This window comes from Pseudoroseomonas sp. WGS1072 (genome assembly GCF_049340465.1).
Lineage (GTDB): Bacteria > Pseudomonadota > Alphaproteobacteria > Acetobacterales > Acetobacteraceae > Pseudoroseomonas.
Map to the genome: position 1 here is coordinate 994864 of NZ_JBMPSU010000001.1, position 16076 is coordinate 1010939.

Consider the following 16076-nt stretch of genomic DNA (forward strand, 5'->3'; position numbering starts at 1 on the left):
CGGTTCAGCCCGGCAGAGTGGCGGCGAGGTCCATGCTGTGCTCCAGCCGCCGCGCCACTTCGATCAGCCGCGGCCGCGCCTCCTGCAACAGGTGCTCCGGGCTGACGACGAAGGAGGGGGCGCCGCAGTTGATCACCATGGGCGGCAGCCCGCCGCCGGGGTGGAAGCCCAGCGCGATGGCGTTCACATCCTCCTGCCAGTCCCCGAAGGAGCAGCAGCAGCCGTAGTCGCGCTGCTCGGCCAGGGCCTGCGCGATCACGCCAGCGACGCGGTCGCGCTCGGCCGCGGGAAACTGCCGCAGCAGGGCGGCGCGCTCCGCCGGAGTGGCGACGGCCAGCCAGGCCCGGCCCATGGCGCTGTTGACCAGGGAGATGCGCGAGCCGGCCTCCAGATTGACGGAGATGGCGGCATCGCCCCGCGCCAGCTCTAGATAGACCACGCCCAGCCGGTCCCGCATGCCGAGGGCGGTGACGCTGCCGGTCTCCACCGCCAGGCGCTGCAGCAGCGGCCGGGCCAGCCGGCGGATGTCGAGCCCGCCCAGCATGGCGGCGCCGAGCGAGAGCACCGCCGAGCCCAGCCGGTAGCGGCCGAGCTCCGGGACGTGATGCAGGTAGCCCAGCTCGGTCAGGGTGTGGGTCAGGCGGGAGACCGTGGATTTCGGCAGGCCACAGCGCGCCGCGATCTCCTGGTTGCCCAGCATCGCCTCGCCCCGGCGGAAGCAGCCCAGCACCTCCAGCCCGCGGGCCAGGGCGGTGACGAAGTGGCGGTCGGTCCCGTCCTCCTGCGGGGCGGTGCGGCGGCGAGCCATGTCGGACCTCCCTGGCGCAACGGCCGTGCTTGACGCGGCGGCCTGCTCTCCTTCTAATGCGCCTCAATAATGGAATTCAATTCCGCATTGCAGAATTAGGGGCCGAAATGTCCGAAGTCGTCAGCTACAGCCTGCGGGATGGCGTCGCCATCGCCACCATCGACAATCCGCCGGTGAACGCCCTCTCGGCCGCCGTGCGCGCCGGGCTGCTGGCCGCGGTGCGCCGCGCGGCGGAGGATGCGGAGGCCGCCGGCCTCGTCATCACCGGTGCCGGGGCGGCCTTCATCGCCGGCGCGGACATCACCGAGTTCGGCAAGCCGCCCGCACCGCCCGCACTGGGCGATGTCATCGCCGCGATGGAAGCCAGCCCGAAGCCGGTAGTCGCCGCCATCCAGGGCGTGGCGCTGGGCGGCGGCCTGGAGGTGGCGCTGGGCTGCGACGCGCGGCTGGCGGGGCCGAAGGCCAGGCTCGGCCTGCCGGAGGTGAAGCTCGGCATCCTGCCCGGCGCCGGCGGCACGCAGCGCGCCCCGCGCCTGATCGGCGCCGCCGTGGCCCTGCCGCTGATCGCCTCGGGCGAGCATCTGCCGGCGGCCCGCGCCGTCGAGCTGGGCCTCGCCGATGCGCTGGTCGAGGGCGACCTGCTCGCGGCCGCCATCGCCAAGGTCAAGGACCTGGCCGCCGCGCCGCCCCGGCCGCGCCTGAACGCGCGGAACGAGGGCCTCGGCAGCCGCGAGGCCTTCGAGGCGGCCGCCAAGGCCCTGGCGAAGCGCGCCGCCGAGGAGCCCCAGGTCGCCGCCATCATCCAGTCCGTCCGCAATGCCTACGACCTGCCCTTCGAGGCGGCGCTGCAGGCGGAGCGCGACTTCTTCATCCAGCTCCGCGACGATCCCCGCAGCAAGGCGCTGCGCCATGTCTTCTTCGCCGAGCGCGAGGCGGCGCGGATTCCCGGCCTGCCGAAGGGCACCGCGTCGCGCCCGGTGCGGCGGGTCGCCGTGCTCGGCGCCGGCACGATGGGCGGCGGCATCTCGATGGCCTTCGCCAATGCCGGCATCCCGGTGACGATGATCGAGACCGATGCCGGCGCCCTGGAGCGCGGGCTGCAGCGGATCGACGGCATCTACGCCACCTCGGTCAAGCGCGGCAGCCTGACCCCCGAGGCGCATGCGGGCCGCATGGCGCTGATCGAGGGCAAGGTCGGGCTGGAGGCCGCCGCCGGGGCCGATCTGGTGGTCGAGGCGGTGTTCGAGGATCTGGAGCTCAAGAAGGAGATCTTCGCCAAGCTCGACAGGATCACCGATCCCGGCACCGTGCTGGCCAGCAACACCTCCTATCTCGACATCGACCAGATGGCCGCCGCCACCTCGCGCCCGGGCGACGTGCTGGGAATGCACTTCTTCTCGCCCGCCAACGTCATGAAGCTGCTGGAGGTGGTGCGGGCCGCGAGGACCGCGCCCGAGGCGCTGGCCACCGCCGTCGAGGTCGGCCGCAGGCTGGCCAAGGTGCCGGTCGTGGTCGGCGTCTGCCACGGCTTCGTCGGCAACCGCATGCTCTCCCGCCGCACCCAGCAGGCCGAGCGCCTGCTGCAGGAGGGCGCCCTGCCCGAGCAGGTGGACAAGGCGCTGACCGATTTCGGCTTCCGCATGGGTCCCTTCGCCATGGGCGACCTCGCCGGGCTCGATATCGGCTGGCGCATCCGCAAGGCCACGGGCGGCAGCGCGCCGGTGGCCGATGCGCTCTGCGAGGCCGGGCGCCTCGGCCAGAAGACCGGCCGCGGCTACTACGCCTATCCCGAGGGTGCCCGCGCCGGCGTGCCGGACCCGGAGGTGGTGGCGCTGATCGAGGGTGTCTCCGCGCGGCTCGGCATCGCCCGCCGCGCCATCGGCCAGGAGGAGATCACCGAGCGTCTGATCTATCCGATGATCAACGAAGGGGCGCGCATCCTGGAGGAAGGCATCGCGGCCCGCCCCGGCGACATCGATGTGGTCTGGCTCTATGGCTACAACTGGCCGGCCTGGCGCGGCGGGCCGATGCATTACGCCGACGCGACCGGGCTGGCGCACATCGCGCAGCGCCTCTCGCACTACGCCGAGGCGACGGGCGACGAGAGCCTGCGGCCGGCCCCGCTGCTGGCGCGCCTGGCGGCGGAGGGCGGCAGCTTCTCCGGGCTGAAGGCGGCCTAGATGTCGCCCCCGCGCGAGGCGCATCCCTGGGAGGCCTCCTACCCGCCCGGCGCGCGCTGGGACGCGCCGATCGCCACCGGCACCCTGCCGGCGCTGCTCGATGCCGCGGCGGCGGAATGGGATGGCAAGGTGGCGCTGCACTACCGCGGCCGCGACATCGGCTTCGCCGGGTTGCGCGCCACGGCCGACCGCGTCGCCGCCGGGCTGATGGCCGAGGGGCTGCGGCCGGGCGACGCGGTGGCCTTCTACCTGCCCAACACCCCCTGGCATCCGGCCTGCTTCTTCGGCGTGCTGCGCGCCGGGGGGCGGGTGGTGCATCTCTCGCCACTCGACGCGCCGCGCGAGCTGCTGCACAAGATCGCCGACAGCGGCGCGCGCTGGCTGATCACCACCGACTTCCCGACCCTGCTGCCGAACGCGCTGCGGCTGCTGCGCGAGGGCGCGGTGGAGCGCGCCTTCCTGGCGCCGGACGCGGCCTGGGGCGGCACCTCCGCCCCGGCCCAGCCGGATTTCGAGCCCCTGCCGCTGCGCGACGCCCCGCCGGCGCCCTGGCCGGCGCTCGACGAGACCGATGTCGTGCTGCTGCAGTACACCGGCGGCACCACGGGCCGGCCCAAGGGCGCGATGCTGACGCACCGCAACCTGACCGCCGCCGTCTCCATCTACCAGGCCTGGCGCGACGAGGACACGCTGCCGCGCGGCGAGCAGCGCGTGCTCGGCGTGCTGCCGCTGTTCCATATCTACGCGCTGACCGCCGTGCTGCTGCGCCACCTCGCGGACGGCAACACCATCCACCTGCATCCGCGCTTCGACCTGGAGGCGGCGGTGGAGGCGATCGAGCGGCACCGCATCAACGTCTTCCCCGGCGTGCCGACCATGTGGATCGGCCTGCTGAACATGCCCGGCATCGAGCGCCGCGACCTCTCCTCGCTGCGCATCTGCTCCTCCGGCGGCGCGCCCATGCCCTTCGAGGTGCAGGAGCGGCTGGAGGCGCTGATCGGCACCCGCATCGGCGGCGGCTGGGGCATGACCGAGACCAGCCCCGCCGGCAGCCGCCTGCCCTTCCGCGGACCGAAGCGCCCCGGGCTGATCGGCCTGCCGCTGCCGGGGATCGAGATGCGCGTGGTGGACCTGGAGGATGCCGGCCGCGCCCTGCCGCCGGGCGAGCATGGCGAGATCGCCACGCGCGGGCCGAATGTCTTCGCCGGCTACTGGAAGCAGCCGACGGCGACGGAAGCCAGCTTCCGCGACGGCTGGTTCCTCACCGGCGACATCGGCTGGATGGACGAGAAGGGCTATTTCACCCTGGTCGACCGTCGCAAGAACATGATCATCTCCTCCGGCTTCAACGTCTATCCGGCGGCGGTGGAGCAGGCGATCTACGAACACCCCGATGTCGAGGAATGCATCGTCATCGGGGTGCCGGACACGTATCGCGGCCAGGCGGCCAAGGCCTTCGTGAAGCTGCGCGACGGCGCGGCGGTGCTGACGCTCGACGCGCTGAAGGCCTTCCTGGCCGACCGTATCGGGCGGCACGAGATGCCCGCCGCGCTCGAGTTGCGCGCGGCCCTGCCGCGCAGCGCGGCGGGCAAGCTGCTGGCGGCCCGGCTGCGTGAGGAAGAGGAACTGGCGCGCGGCGCCACAACGAAGGAAACGCCCGCATGAGGGAAGCCGTCATCGTCTCCACCGCCCGCACGCCGATCGGGCGCGCGGCGCGGGGCAGCCTGAACATCACCCACGGCGCCGACATGGCGGCGCATGCCATCACCCACGCCCTGTCGCGCGCCGGCATCGGCGGCCAGGAGGTGGAGGAGGTGATCATGGGCTGCGGCTACCCCGAGGGCGCGACCGGCGGCAACATGGGCCGCGCCGGGGCGCTGCGCGCCGGCCTGCCGGTGGCCACCGCCGGCATGACCGTCAGCCGCTTCTGCGCCTCGGGGCTCGACGCCATCGCCGCTGCCGCGCGCCGCATCATGACCGACGATGCCGGCGTGCTGGTCGCGGGCGGCGTGGAGTCGATCAGCCTGACCGTGCCCAAGGTGGACCGCGCCGCGGCGCGCAACCCCTGGCTGATGGAGCACCATCCGCACCTCTACGACAGCATGATCGAGACCGCCGACCTGGTGGCGGCGCGCTACGGCATCTCCCGCGAGGCGCAGGACGCGTTCTCGCTGCTCAGCCAGCAGCGCACCGCCGCGGCGCAGCAGGCCGGGATCTTCGACGACGAGATCGCGCCGATGGAGGTGACCTACGCCGTCACGGACAAGGCGACCGGCGAGACCACGCAGCGCAGCAAGACCTTCGACCGGGACGAGGGCAACCGCCCGGAGACGACGCTGGAGGGCCTGGCCAAGCTCAAGCCGGTGCGGGAGGGGCAGTTCATCACCGCCGGCAATGCCAGCCAGCTTTCCGACGGCGCCAGCGCCTCGGTGCTGATGTCGGCCGAGGAAGCGGCGCGGCGCGGCCTGAAGCCGCTCGGCGTCTTCCGCGGCTTCGCCAGCGCCGGCTGCGAGCCGGAGGAGATGGGCATCGGCCCGGTCTTCGCCGTGCCGCGCCTGCTGCAGCGCCACGGGCTGAAGGTGGAGGACATCGACCTCTGGGAGCTGAACGAGGCCTTCGCCTCGCAGTCGATCTACTGCCGCGACCAGCTCGGCATCCCGGAGGCGCGGCTGAACGTCAATGGCGGCGCCATCTCCATCGGCCATCCCTTCGGCATGAGCGGCGCGCGCCTGGTCGGCCACGCGCTGCTGGAGGGCCGGCGGCGCGGCGCCCGGCGCGTCGTCGTCACGATGTGCGTCGCGGGCGGCCTCGGCGCCGCCGGCCTGTTCGAGATCCTCTGAGGAACGCCGCCATGGAACTCCGCTACACGCCCGAGGAAATCGCCTTCCGCGAGGAGCTGCGCCGCACCTTCCGCGAGAAGATCCCGGCCGAGATCCGCCGCAAGGTCAGCGAGGGCCGGCACCTCGACCGCGAGGACATCGCCACCGCCCACCGAATCCTGCACGCCGAGGGGCTGGCCACGCCGAACTGGCCGGTGGAATGGGGCGGCAAGGACTGGAGCCCGGTGCAGCGCTACATCTACATCGAGGAGGTGCAGGCCAACGCGGTGCCGATGCCGCTCTCCTTCAACGTTGCCATGGTCGGCCCGGTGATCGCCAACTTCGGCAGCGAGGCGCAGAAGCAGCGCTTCCTGCCCCCCACCGCCAGCCTCGACATCTGGTGGGCGCAGGGCTTCTCCGAGCCGGGCGCCGGCTCCGACCTCGCCGGGCTCAAGACCACGGCGAAGCGCGAGGGCGACCATTACATCCTGAACGGCCAGAAGACCTGGACCACCCTCGGCCAGTACGCCGACTGGATCTTCGTCCTCGCCCGCACCAACCCGGCGGCGGAGAAGAAGCAGAAGGGCATCTCCTTCATCCTGGTGGACATGAAGTCCCCCGGCGTCACCGTGCGCCCGATCATCACCATCGACGGCGCGCATGAGGTGAACGAGGTCTTCTTCGACGAGGTGAAGGTTCCCGTGGAGAACCTGATCGGCGAGGAGAACAAGGGCTGGGACTACGCCAAGTTCCTGCTCTCCAACGAGCGCAACAACATCGCCCGCGTCGGCTTCTCGAAGGAGAAGCTGGCCCGCGTCAAGGAGCGCGCGAAGGAGACGCCCGCGGGCGAGGGCACGCTCTGGGACGACGCCGATTTCCGCCGCCGCGTCGCCATCGCCGAGATCGAGCTGAAGGCGCTCGAGATCACGCAGATGCGCGCCGTCGCCGCGCAGCGCCACCGCGCCGCCGACAAGCCGGACCCGACCTCCTCGATCCTGAAGATCAAGGGCTCCGAGATCCAGCAGATGGCGACCGAGCTGATGGTCACCGTCGCCGGCCCCTATGCCGTGCCGATGCCCTCCCATTCGCACAACGAGCCGCCGGTCGGCCCCGACTGGGCGGAGGCCGCGGCGCCGCTGTTCTTCAACTACCGCAAGGTCTCGATCTACGGCGGCTCGAACGAGATCCAGCGCAACATCATCGCCAAGGCCTTCCTCGGCCTCTGACCGGCCGCGACGCAGCAACAGAGGACACATCCCGATGGATTTCGACCTGACCGAGGAACAGCGCCTGCTGAAGGAGAGCGTCGACCGGCTGATGGCCGGCGCCTATGGCGATTTCGAGAAGCGCCGCGGCTACCAGGAGGAAGCCAAGGGCTACAGCCCGAAGCTCTGGGCGCAGTATGCCGAGATGGGCCTGCTGGGCCTGCCCTTCCCCGAGGCGCAGGGCGGCTTCGGCGGCGGCCCGCTGGAGACCATGATCGTCATGGAGGCGGTCGGCCGCGGCCTGGCCGTCGAGCCCTATCTCACCAGCGTGGTCATCGGCGGCGGCCTGCTCCGCCTGGCGGGGCGCGACGATCTGATCGGCGAGCTGGTCGGCGGCGAGGCGACCTTCGCCCTGGCCACCACCGAGCGGCAGTCGCGCGACGACCTCTTCGACGTCGCCACCACCGCCCGCCGCTCCGGCGAGGGCTGGGTGCTGGACGGCGCCAAGAGCGTCGTGCTGCACGGCGAATCCGCTGATCACCTCATCGTCTCCGCGCGCACCGCCGGGCAGCGGCGCGACCGGGAGGGCATCTCCCTCTTCCTGGTGCCCGGCGATGCCAGGGGTGTCAGCCGGCGCGGCTATCCGACCCAGGACGGGCTGCGCGCCGCCGAGATCCAGCTCGAATCCGTGCAGCTTCCGGCCGGCGCCCTGCTCGGCGCCGAGGGCGGGGGCCTGCCGCTGCTGGAGCAGGTGGTGGACATCGCGCTGGCCGCCCTCTGCGCCGAGGCGGTGGGCGCGATGGAGGCGCTGCACGAGCTGACGCTCGACTACCTGAAGCAGCGCAAGCAGTTCGGCGTCACCATCGGCAGCTTCCAGGCGGTGCAGCACCGCGCGGCGGACATGCTGGTGGCGCTGGAGCAGGCGCGCTCCATGACGATCTACGCGGCGATGATGGCGGAGAACCCCGATCCGGCGGCGCGCCGTCCGGCCATCGCGGCGGCCAAGGCGCTGGTCAACCGCTCGGCCGAGCTGATCGGCAAGGAGGCGATCCAGCTGCATGGCGGCATCGCTATGACCATGGAGTACAAGGCGGGCCACTACTTCAAGCGGCTCTCCATGCTGATCAACCAATTCGGCGACACCGACCGGCACCTGCGCGTGGTGGCCGAGGCGGGCGGGCTGGAGCCGGCGGCCTGACGCCTCCTCCGGGGAGGACTTCCCCCGGAGCTTTCTATGCCTTCCCGCCGGCCGGCGGGAAGGCATGGACCCGGTAGACCGTCACGCCCCGCATGTCCCGGTCCTCCAGCTCCCGCGTCACCGGCACCGCGAGCCGGGCGACCGGCTCCAGCCCCTCCCGCGGCAGATAGGCACGGCCGGGATCGGCCAGCAGCACCGCGGCGCCCTCCGCCGCCAGCCGGCGCAGCCAGGGCATGATATGGGCGGTCATCGGCGCCTCGTAGCAGACGTCGCCGGCCAGCACCGTGTCCCAGCGCCGCGCCGCGCCGACCACGTCGCCCGTCGCCGCCGCCACCGTCACGCCGTTCCGCGCCGCGTTCAGGCGCGCCGCGGCGATGGCCAGCGGGTCGATCTCCGCCACCTCCACCGCCAGCGCCCCGGCGCGCGCGGCGGCGATGGCGGCCAGCCCGCCCCCGGCCGCGAAGTCCAGCACCCGCCGGCCCCGCACCGGCACGACGCCATCCAGGATCAGCCGGGCCAGGGCCTGGCTGCCCGGCCAGGCGAAGGCCCAGAAGGGCGGCTCGATATCGCGCGCCTCCAGCCAGTCCTCGGTGGCCTGCCAGATGGGCGTGATCTCGGTGGCGAGGTGAAGCTCGATCTCCGGCACCAGCGGCGGCCGCGCCAGGGCCGTGTGGGCGGCGATGAAGGCGGCCGGATCGCCGGTCACAGGCGGCCGGCCAGGAAGGCCAGGGCGATCAGCAGCCCGACCTCCCGGTTGCGCTGGAACAGGCGCAGGCAGAGGACGGGGTCGTGGATGTCGAGGCGGCGGATCTGCCAGGCCAGCACCCCGGCCGGGGCCAGCAGGGCGACATGGAAGAAGGGCCCGAGCCCGGCCAGGATGCCGGCCAGCAGAAGCAGCGCCACGGCCCCGGCATAGCAGGCGAGCAGGAAGGGCGCGGTGCGCTCGCCGAAATGCCGGGCGGTGCTGCGGACGCCGATCAGCGCGTCATCCTCGCGGTCCTGATGGGCATAGATGGTGTCGTAGCCCAGGATCCAGAGGAAGGCGGCGGCGTAGAGGACGAGGCCCGGCCCGTCCAGCCGGCCGGTGGCCGCCGCATAGCCCATCGGCGCCCCCCAGGAGAAGGTCAGGCCGAGCACCGCCTGGGGGAAGTCGGTCACGCGCTTGGCCAGCGGGTAGAGCGCCACCGGCAGCAGCGAGACCACGCCGAGCAGGATGGCGAGGCCGTTGAGCTGCACCAGGATGGCGAGGCCGATGGCCAGCAGCGCGGCCAGGAAGAGCAGCGCCTGCCGCGGCGTCACGGCGCCGGAGGCGATGGGCCGGCCGGCGGTGCGCGTCACCTTGCGGTCCAGGTCGCGGTCCCAGAGGTCGTTCACGACGCAGCCCGCGCCGCGCATGACGACCGAGCCGAGGCCGAAGAGGAGGGCCAGCGCCAGCCCCTGCGCCCAGTCCTGCGCCGCCAGGGCGAAGGCCCAGAGCGCGGGCAGGAAGAGCAGCCAGGAGCCGATCGGCCGGTCCAGCCGCATCAGCAGCGCATAGGGCCGCCAGCCATCGGGGAGTTGCGCGACCCAGCCGCGCGCGCGGATATCGGTATGCGGAATCACCCTGCCAATAAGCGCCGCCGGAGAGCCCGATGTCCATCCCCCGCCTGTATGTCGAAGCCGATCTCGCCGAAGGGGCGGAGGTCCCGGCCCTGCCCGGCCAGGGCCACTACCTCGGCCAGGTGATGCGCCGGCGCGAGGGCGACGCGGTCGACCTGTTCAACGGGCGGGATGGCGAGTGGCGGGCCAGCATCGCCGCGCTGCGCAAGGACAGGGCGACCTTCCGGGCCGGCTCGCGGCGCCGGGCGCAGCAGGCCGGGCCGGACCTCCGCCTGCTGCTCGCGCCGGTCAGACGCGATGCCCTGGAATGGACGGTGGAGAAGGCGACCGAGCTCGGCGTGCGGCGGATCCAGCCGGTGCTGACCGCCCGCTGCGTCGTCACCCGGGTCAATCTGGAGCGGCTGGCCGGCATCGCCCGCGAGGCGGCGGAGCAGTGCGAGCGGCTGGACCTGCCGGAGATCGCCCCGCCGCTGGACCTCCACGCCGCGCTCGATGCCTGGGACGGCGCGCCCCTGCTGCTGGGCGACGCGCGGGGCAATGCACCATCGGCCAGCGTGGTTCTGGCCGGACGAACACCGCCGATCGGCCTTCTGGTCGGGCCGGAAGGCGGTTTCACGGAGCAGGAGCTTGACGCCGCCCGGCGTCGCCCCTTTGTTCTAGCGGCTGCCTTCGGCCCCCGAATCCTGCGGGCTGAGACGGCGGCGGTCGCAGGGCTCGCGGTGCTGCAGGCACTGGCGGGCGACTGGGCCGTCCCCACCTGAGCGATCCAGCACATGCCACGCCGGGCGCCCGCCCTGGCCCGGGGCGCACGGAAGGTCACGATGTCCAATCCCGGCGAGGCCGATCTCACGCCGATCTCCTCCGTGCGGCAACTGGCCGAATGGTTCGCCGCCGGCAGCAAGCCGCCGGCCGACTGGCGCATCGGCACCGAGCACGAGAAGTTCGGCTTCCGGCGGGAGGGCCTGGCGCCGCCGCCCTATGAGCCGCAGGGCATCCGCGCCATCCTGGAAGGGCTGACGGCGCGCGGCTGGGAGCCGATCCTGGACGATGGCCGGCCGATCGGGCTGAAGCGCGGCGGCGCCTCGGTCAGCCTGGAGCCGGGTGGCCAGTTCGAGCTGTCCGGCGCGCCGCTGGCCAGCCTGCACGAGACGGCGGCGGAGCTGCGGGACCATCTGGACGAGGCGCGGGCGGTCGCCGGGGCGCTCGGCATCGGCTTCGCGCCGCTCGGCTTCCACCCGCTGGCGCGGCGCGAGGACATGCCCTGGATGCCCAAGGGCCGCTACGCGATCATGCGGCAGTACATGCCGCGGGTCGGGCGGATGGGGCTCGACATGATGCTGCGCACCTGCACCGTGCAGGTGAATCTCGATTTCGGCGATGAGGCCGACATGGTCGAGAAGCTGCGCGTCAGCCTGGCGCTGCAGCCGCTGGCCACCGCCCTCTTCGCCAATTCCCCCTTCCTGGAGGGCCGGCCCTCCGGCCTGCGGACCCTGCGCGGCCGGGTCTGGACCGAGACCGACCCGGACCGCACCGGCGTCCCCGCCGTGGCCTTCGAGCCGGGCTTCGGCTTCGAGCGCTTCGCCGAATGGGTGCTCGACGTGCCGATGTACTTCATCATGCGCGAGGGCCGGTGGATCGACGCGACGGGCCTGACCTTCCGCCAGTTCATGGCGCGCGGCCTGCCCGACCAGCCGGGCGTCGAGGCCAATATGGGCGACTGGGCCGACCACGTGACCACGGTCTTCACCGATGTGCGCCTGAAGCGCTTCCTGGAGATGCGCGGCGCCGATGCCGGCAGCCCGGAGATGATGGTGGCCCTCTCCGCCTTCTGGACGGGGCTGCTCTATGACGACGCGGCGCAGAAGGCCGCCGCCGCCCTGGTGCGGGGCTGGACGGTGCCGGAGATCCGCGCCTTTCGCCTGGCGGTGCCGGAAGGCGGCCTCACCACGCCCTTCCGGAACGGCACGGCGCGCGAGCTGGGCCGCGCCGCCGTCGCCATCGCCGAGGACGGGCTGCGCGCCCGCGGGCTGGGCGAGGAGACGCTGCTCGCGCCGCTGCGGGCCATCCTGGACAGCGGCGAGACCCAGGCCGACCACTGGCTGCGGCGCTGCGCCGAGGCCTGGGGTGGCGATGTGCGGCGCATCTTCGCCGAGGCCGCCATCTGACCGGCCCCTCCCTCCCGCCGGGTGCGGGAGGACGGGCTGCGCCAGAGCATTTCCCGTTCGCGCCGGCTCACCGCGAATGCTCTAGCCATCTGTTTTCGCGAGCATCTTCACCTGGTCAGGTGCTTCCGACCGATCGGGATCCGCTCTAGATGGCGGGTATGGCGTGCCGGACGCGGCGCGTGGCGGCGCGCCAGGCCATCGAGACGGCGGCCCAGACGCTGCCGGCATGGCCGAGTTCGGCGATCTCGTCGGCGACCACCAGCATGACCCGGATGCCCTCCGGGCCGGGCTGCATGACCACCCCCGCATCCTCGCCGTCCCAGAGGGCGGGGGCGAGATGCAGCGTGGCCTCTCCGTCGGTGCCAAGATGCGGGAAAACCTTCCACTGACCGGGCAGGGTCTGGATGAGGGCGGTGATCTCGGCGATCTCCGCGTCGGACAGGGTCGGCAGGGTCATCAGGCTCACATTCTGCGGCGCAGCACGAAGGCACGGGGAGCGAGCAGGCTCGTGTCGCCAGAATTTCTTATAAACGGTGAAGACTTCTTAAAGAAACTCGCCAACATCACGGAAAAGTTAACGCACCGCAGCATTGCCTTGGCGGATTCGCAATGTGTTCTATTTTCGTTCCGTGGATGATTCTGCCACCGCCGCACCCCACATCCCCGCAGCGCTGCCGACTCGATACCCTCGTCCCCCGCACGGACCGTCGCATGAACCTGATCATTCCCGCCGCCACGCCGTTCCTGCCCCCGAAACGCCCCGCCCCGCCCATGACCCGGCGGCTGCAGGTGGTCTCCCCCTATGAGCCGGCGGGGGACCAGCCCGCCGCCATCGCGCAGCTGGTGGAGGGGCTGGGCCAGGAGGAGCGGGACCAGGTGCTGCTCGGCGTCACCGGCTCGGGCAAGACCTTCACCATGGCCAAGGTGATCGAGGCGGTGCAGCGCCCCACCCTGATCCTGGCGCCGAACAAGACGCTGGCGGCCCAGCTTTATGGCGAGATGAAGTCCTTCTTCCCGGAGAACGCGGTCGAGTACTTCGTCAGCTACTACGACTACTATCAACCGGAAGCCTATGTTCCGCGCTCCGACACCTATATCGAGAAGGATGCGCAGATCAACGAGCAGATCGACCGCATGCGGCACAGCGCCACCCAGGCGCTGCTGGAGCGCAACGACGTCATCATCGTCGCCTCGGTCTCCTGCATCTACGGCATCGGTTCGGTCGAGCTGTATTCGAACATGGTGGTCAAGCTGCAGCTCGGCGGCCGCATCGCCCGCGAGCAGCTGCTGAAGGCGCTGGTCGAGCAGCAATACCGCCGCAACGACGCCGCCTTCCAGCGCGGCACCTTCCGCGTGCGCGGCGAGACGGTGGATGTCTGGCCCTCGCACCTGGAGGATCGCGCCTGGCGCATCAGCCTGTTCGGCGACGAGATCGACGGCTTGCGCGAATTCGACCCGCTGACCGGAGAGATCGCCGGCGAGATGGAGAATGTCGCCATCTACGCCAACAGCCACTACGTGACGCCGCGCCCGACCCTGCTGCAGGCGATCCGCGACATCCGTGTCGAGCTGAAGCAGCGGCTGGAGGAGCTGACCGCCGAGGGCAAGCTGCTGGAGGCGCAGCGGCTGGAACAGCGCACCACCTTCGATCTCGAGATGATGGAGACCACCGGCTCCTGCAAGGGAATCGAGAACTACTCGCGCTACCTCTCCGGCCGCGGCCCCGGCAACCCGCCGCCGACGCTGTTCGAGTACCTGCCCGAGAACGCGCTGCTGATCGTCGATGAGAGCCACGTCACCGTGCCGCAGATCGGTGGCATGTACCGGGGCGACTACGCGCGCAAGACCATCCTCTCGGAGTTCGGCTTCCGCCTGCCCTCCTGCATGGACAACCGCCCGCTGAAGTTCGAGGAATGGGACAGCTTCCGCCCCGACAGCCTCTTCGTCAGCGCGACGCCCGGCTCCTGGGAGATGGAACGCACCGGGGGCAGCTTCGCCGAACAGGTCATCCGCCCCACCGGCCTGACCGATCCGCCGGTCGAGATCCGGCCGGTGGAGGGGCAGGTGGACGACCTGCTGGCGCAGTGCCACGACGTCATGGCCAAGGGCGGCCGCGTCCTGGTGACGACGCTGACCAAGCGCATGGCCGAGGACCTCACCGAATACATGACCGAGGCCGGCATCAAGGTCCGCTACCTGCATTCCGACGTGGACACGCTGGAGCGCATCGAGATCATCCGCGACCTGCGCAAGGGCGTGTTCGACGTGCTGGTCGGCATCAACCTGCTGCGCGAGGGGCTGGACATCCCGGAATGCGCCCTGGTCGCCATCCTCGATGCCGACAAGGAAGGCTTCCTGCGCTCCACCACCTCGCTGATCCAGACCATCGGCCGCGCCGCGCGCAACGCCGAGGGCCGCGTCATCCTCTATGCCGACCGCATGACCGACAGCATGCGCCGCGCCCTGGAGGAGACCGACCGTCGCCGCGCCAAGCAGCAGGCCTGGAACGCCGAGCACGGCATCACGCCGCAGACCATCCGCCGGCAGATCAGCGACGTGCTGCAATCGGTCTATGAGCAGGATTACGTCACCATCGCGCCGACGGCGGCGGAGGAGGACGGGCCGGCGGAGTTCGTCGGCAAGGACCTGCGCGCCAGCATCGCCGAGCTGGAGCGCAAGATGCGCGCCGCCGCCGCCGATCTGGAGTTCGAGACCGCCGCCCGGCTGCGCGACGAGATCAAGCGGCTGGAGAATCTCGAGCTGGGTCTGGCGGATGCGCTGCAGCCCAACCTGGCCGGCCGCTCCATGCAGGACGCGCAGCCGCGGCGGGCCGCCGAGGCGGCGCCGAAGCGGGGTGCAGGCCGGAAGGAATGGCGCCCGAAGCCCCTCGGCCCCGGCGGGGGCGGCTATGAGCCGGGCAAGCGTGGCGGGCGGACGAAGCGGGCAGGTTGAGGCATCGCAGCTCCCGGTTGCAAAAATGCCGGTTTAATGTCCAATATGGCTGCGTAACCTTTCGTCTTTCGCCGCCTCAGGAAAGCCGCCGCATGACCGCAACCCCCGAGGTGGCGCCTGCCCCCGACCTGTCGCATTACAGCGACTACGCCGATCTGGCGGCGGAGATCCACCGCCTGAAGGCCGTGCCGCTGGCCTGGGTGCGCAGTTCCCTGAAGGTGCCTTTCGCCAATTTCGGCGACGCCCTGAGTCCCGTGGTCGCCACCGCGCTCAGCCGCCTGCCGGTGGCGCATCGCGCCTTCGACGGCAGGAACCTGCGCCTCGCCGCGGTCGGCACCATCGGCCAGAACCAGCGCAACGGCACGGTGCATGTCTGGGGCACCGGCTTCGACGCGGCACATGGGCGGATGGCGGAATCCGGCCGCTACGTCGCGCCGCCGGACACACAATTCGTCATCCACGCCGTGCGCGGCCCCAACTCCCGCCGCACCCTGCTCCAGGCGGGACTGCACGCGCCGGCGGTCTATGGCGATCCGGGCTGGGTGCTGCCCCGGATCTTCCCCCGCATCCTTCCCCAGGGCGAGGCGACGCCGGGCACCGAGCTCGGCGTCATTCCGCATATCTCCGAGCTGGCCACGCCGCAGCCCGAGCCGCTGATGCGCGTCGGACTGGCCCGCTACGAGGGGGGGACGGAGGAAGGCGTCCGGATCATCCCGACCTATCACGAGCCATCGATGGCCGGCTTCCGCGGCAAGCTGGACGAGATACTCGGCTGCCGCCGCATCGCCAGCACCAGCTTCCACGGCCTGATCCTGGCCGATGCCTATGGCATTCCCTGCGCCCTGCTGAGCGGCAGCCTGCCGCCCGGCCCGCACATCATCCCCCTGCCCGAGAGCGCCGGCCTGCTCGACCACCGCGTCGCCGATTTCTACCTCGGCACCGGCCGCCGCAACCTGCTGGTCTATGGCCAGCCGACCGGCCAGCCGACCGACTGGGCGGCGCTGATCCGCGCCATCGACCGGCACTACCAGCCCTTCGCCCACGACCACGCGGCGCTGCTGGAGGCCTTCCCGGTGCGGCCGGCCATCGACCCCACCGCGGCGCGCTGGCCGCTGCCGGCGGATTTCGAGCAGCTGCTGCGCTGGTAGTC

At 71.7% G+C, this 16076-nt stretch carries 13 protein-coding genes; 9 read left to right on the forward strand and 4 right to left on the reverse strand.

Annotation, left to right across the window (positions count from 1 at the left end; all coding sequences use genetic code 11):
• Positions 1-4: 4 nt before the first annotated feature.
• Positions 5-808 (reverse strand): IclR family transcriptional regulator, encoded by an 804-nt coding sequence (locus ACF3NH_RS04775; RefSeq protein ID WP_422922038.1) that lies wholly within the window; start codon positions 806-808, stop codon positions 5-7.
• Between the two features lie 107 nt (positions 809-915).
• Here ACF3NH_RS04775 and ACF3NH_RS04780 point away from each other — a divergent pair, with 107 nt between their 5' ends.
• The 5 genes from ACF3NH_RS04780 to ACF3NH_RS04800 are packed head-to-tail and all read left to right on the forward strand — an operon-like array spanning position 916 to position 8210.
• Positions 916-2988 carry a 3-hydroxyacyl-CoA dehydrogenase NAD-binding domain-containing protein gene (locus ACF3NH_RS04780; RefSeq protein ID WP_422922040.1) on the forward strand — a complete coding sequence of 691 codons (2073 nt, stop codon included), beginning with the start codon at positions 916-918 and terminating at the stop codon, positions 2986-2988.
• A complete protein-coding gene (locus ACF3NH_RS04785) occupies positions 2989-4653 on the forward strand; it encodes an AMP-binding protein (RefSeq protein ID WP_422922041.1) in 1665 nt (554 codons plus the stop codon).
• On the forward strand, positions 4650-5828 hold the full coding sequence (locus tag ACF3NH_RS04790) for an acetyl-CoA C-acyltransferase (protein WP_198367550.1): 1179 nt from the start codon (positions 4650-4652) through the stop codon (positions 5826-5828). Before ACF3NH_RS04785 ends, ACF3NH_RS04790 begins: the two co-directional genes overlap by 4 nt.
• A gap of 11 nt (positions 5829-5839) precedes the next feature.
• Positions 5840-7033: an acyl-CoA dehydrogenase family protein gene (locus ACF3NH_RS04795; RefSeq protein ID WP_198367551.1), complete on the forward strand. Its 1194-nt coding sequence runs from the start codon at positions 5840-5842 to the stop codon at positions 7031-7033.
• Positions 7034-7067: 34 nt separating this feature from the next.
• Complete coding sequence (locus tag ACF3NH_RS04800; protein WP_422922042.1) at positions 7068-8210, forward strand: acyl-CoA dehydrogenase family protein; 1143 nt, start codon at positions 7068-7070, stop codon at positions 8208-8210.
• Between the two features lie 34 nt (positions 8211-8244).
• Here the strand turns inward: ACF3NH_RS04800 and ACF3NH_RS04805 are convergent, their stop codons facing one another.
• Both ACF3NH_RS04805 and ubiA read right to left on the reverse strand, forming a co-directional pair.
• On the reverse strand, positions 8245-8916 hold the full coding sequence (locus ACF3NH_RS04805; RefSeq protein ID WP_422922043.1) for a class I SAM-dependent methyltransferase: 672 nt from the start codon (positions 8914-8916) through the stop codon (positions 8245-8247).
• A complete protein-coding gene (gene ubiA / locus ACF3NH_RS04810; protein ID WP_198367710.1) occupies positions 8913-9821 on the reverse strand; it encodes a 4-hydroxybenzoate octaprenyltransferase in 909 nt (302 codons plus the stop codon). The genes ACF3NH_RS04805 and ubiA overlap by 4 nt, the downstream gene beginning before the upstream one ends.
• Positions 9822-9841: 20 nt before the next feature.
• Here ubiA and ACF3NH_RS04815 point away from each other — a divergent pair, with 20 nt between their 5' ends.
• Positions 9842-10570, forward strand: a complete 729-nt coding sequence (locus ACF3NH_RS04815; RefSeq protein ID WP_198367554.1) for a 16S rRNA (uracil(1498)-N(3))-methyltransferase — start codon at positions 9842-9844, stop codon at positions 10568-10570.
• Positions 10571-10630: 60 nt separating this feature from the next.
• Complete coding sequence (locus ACF3NH_RS04820; protein ID WP_422922044.1) at positions 10631-11974, forward strand: glutamate--cysteine ligase; 1344 nt, start codon at positions 10631-10633, stop codon at positions 11972-11974.
• Positions 11975-12119: 145 nt separating this feature from the next.
• On the opposite strand, the gene ACF3NH_RS04825 is transcribed toward ACF3NH_RS04820, so the two are convergent.
• Entirely contained in the window at positions 12120-12431 is a 312-nt protein-coding gene (locus ACF3NH_RS04825; RefSeq protein ID WP_198367556.1) for a hypothetical protein, read from the reverse strand.
• 254 nt (positions 12432-12685) lie between these two features.
• On the opposite strand from ACF3NH_RS04825, the gene uvrB reads away from it, so the two are divergent.
• Positions 12686-14926, forward strand: a complete 2241-nt coding sequence (gene uvrB, locus ACF3NH_RS04830) for an excinuclease ABC subunit UvrB (RefSeq protein ID WP_422922045.1) — start codon at positions 12686-12688, stop codon at positions 14924-14926.
• A gap of 92 nt (positions 14927-15018) precedes the next feature.
• A complete protein-coding gene (locus ACF3NH_RS04835) occupies positions 15019-16074 on the forward strand; it encodes a polysaccharide pyruvyl transferase family protein (protein ID WP_422922046.1) in 1056 nt (351 codons plus the stop codon).
• Positions 16075-16076 lie beyond the last annotated feature (2 nt).

Excerpts from the sequence above, each read along its gene's own strand:
- ACF3NH_RS04775 (WP_422922038.1), bottom strand. The coding sequence starts at position 808 with ATGGCTCGCCGCCGCACCGCCCCGCAGGAGGACGGGACCGACCGCCAC.
- ACF3NH_RS04780 (WP_422922040.1), top strand. The coding sequence starts at position 916 with ATGTCCGAAGTCGTCAGCTACAGCCTGCGGGATGGCGTCGCCATCGCC.
- ACF3NH_RS04785 (WP_422922041.1), top strand. The coding sequence starts at position 2,989 with ATGTCGCCCCCGCGCGAGGCGCATCCCTGGGAGGCCTCCTACCCGCCC.
- ACF3NH_RS04790 (WP_198367550.1), top strand. The coding sequence starts at position 4,650 with ATGAGGGAAGCCGTCATCGTCTCCACCGCCCGCACGCCGATCGGGCGC.
- ACF3NH_RS04795 (WP_198367551.1), top strand. The coding sequence starts at position 5,840 with ATGGAACTCCGCTACACGCCCGAGGAAATCGCCTTCCGCGAGGAGCTG.
- ACF3NH_RS04800 (WP_422922042.1), top strand. The coding sequence starts at position 7,068 with ATGGATTTCGACCTGACCGAGGAACAGCGCCTGCTGAAGGAGAGCGTC.
- ACF3NH_RS04815 (WP_198367554.1), top strand. The coding sequence starts at position 9,842 with ATGTCCATCCCCCGCCTGTATGTCGAAGCCGATCTCGCCGAAGGGGCG.
- ACF3NH_RS04820 (WP_422922044.1), top strand. The coding sequence starts at position 10,631 with ATGTCCAATCCCGGCGAGGCCGATCTCACGCCGATCTCCTCCGTGCGG.
- ACF3NH_RS04825 (WP_198367556.1), bottom strand. The coding sequence starts at position 12,431 with ATGACCCTGCCGACCCTGTCCGACGCGGAGATCGCCGAGATCACCGCC.
- uvrB (WP_422922045.1), top strand. The coding sequence starts at position 12,686 with ATGAACCTGATCATTCCCGCCGCCACGCCGTTCCTGCCCCCGAAACGC.
- ACF3NH_RS04835 (WP_422922046.1), top strand. The coding sequence starts at position 15,019 with ATGACCGCAACCCCCGAGGTGGCGCCTGCCCCCGACCTGTCGCATTAC.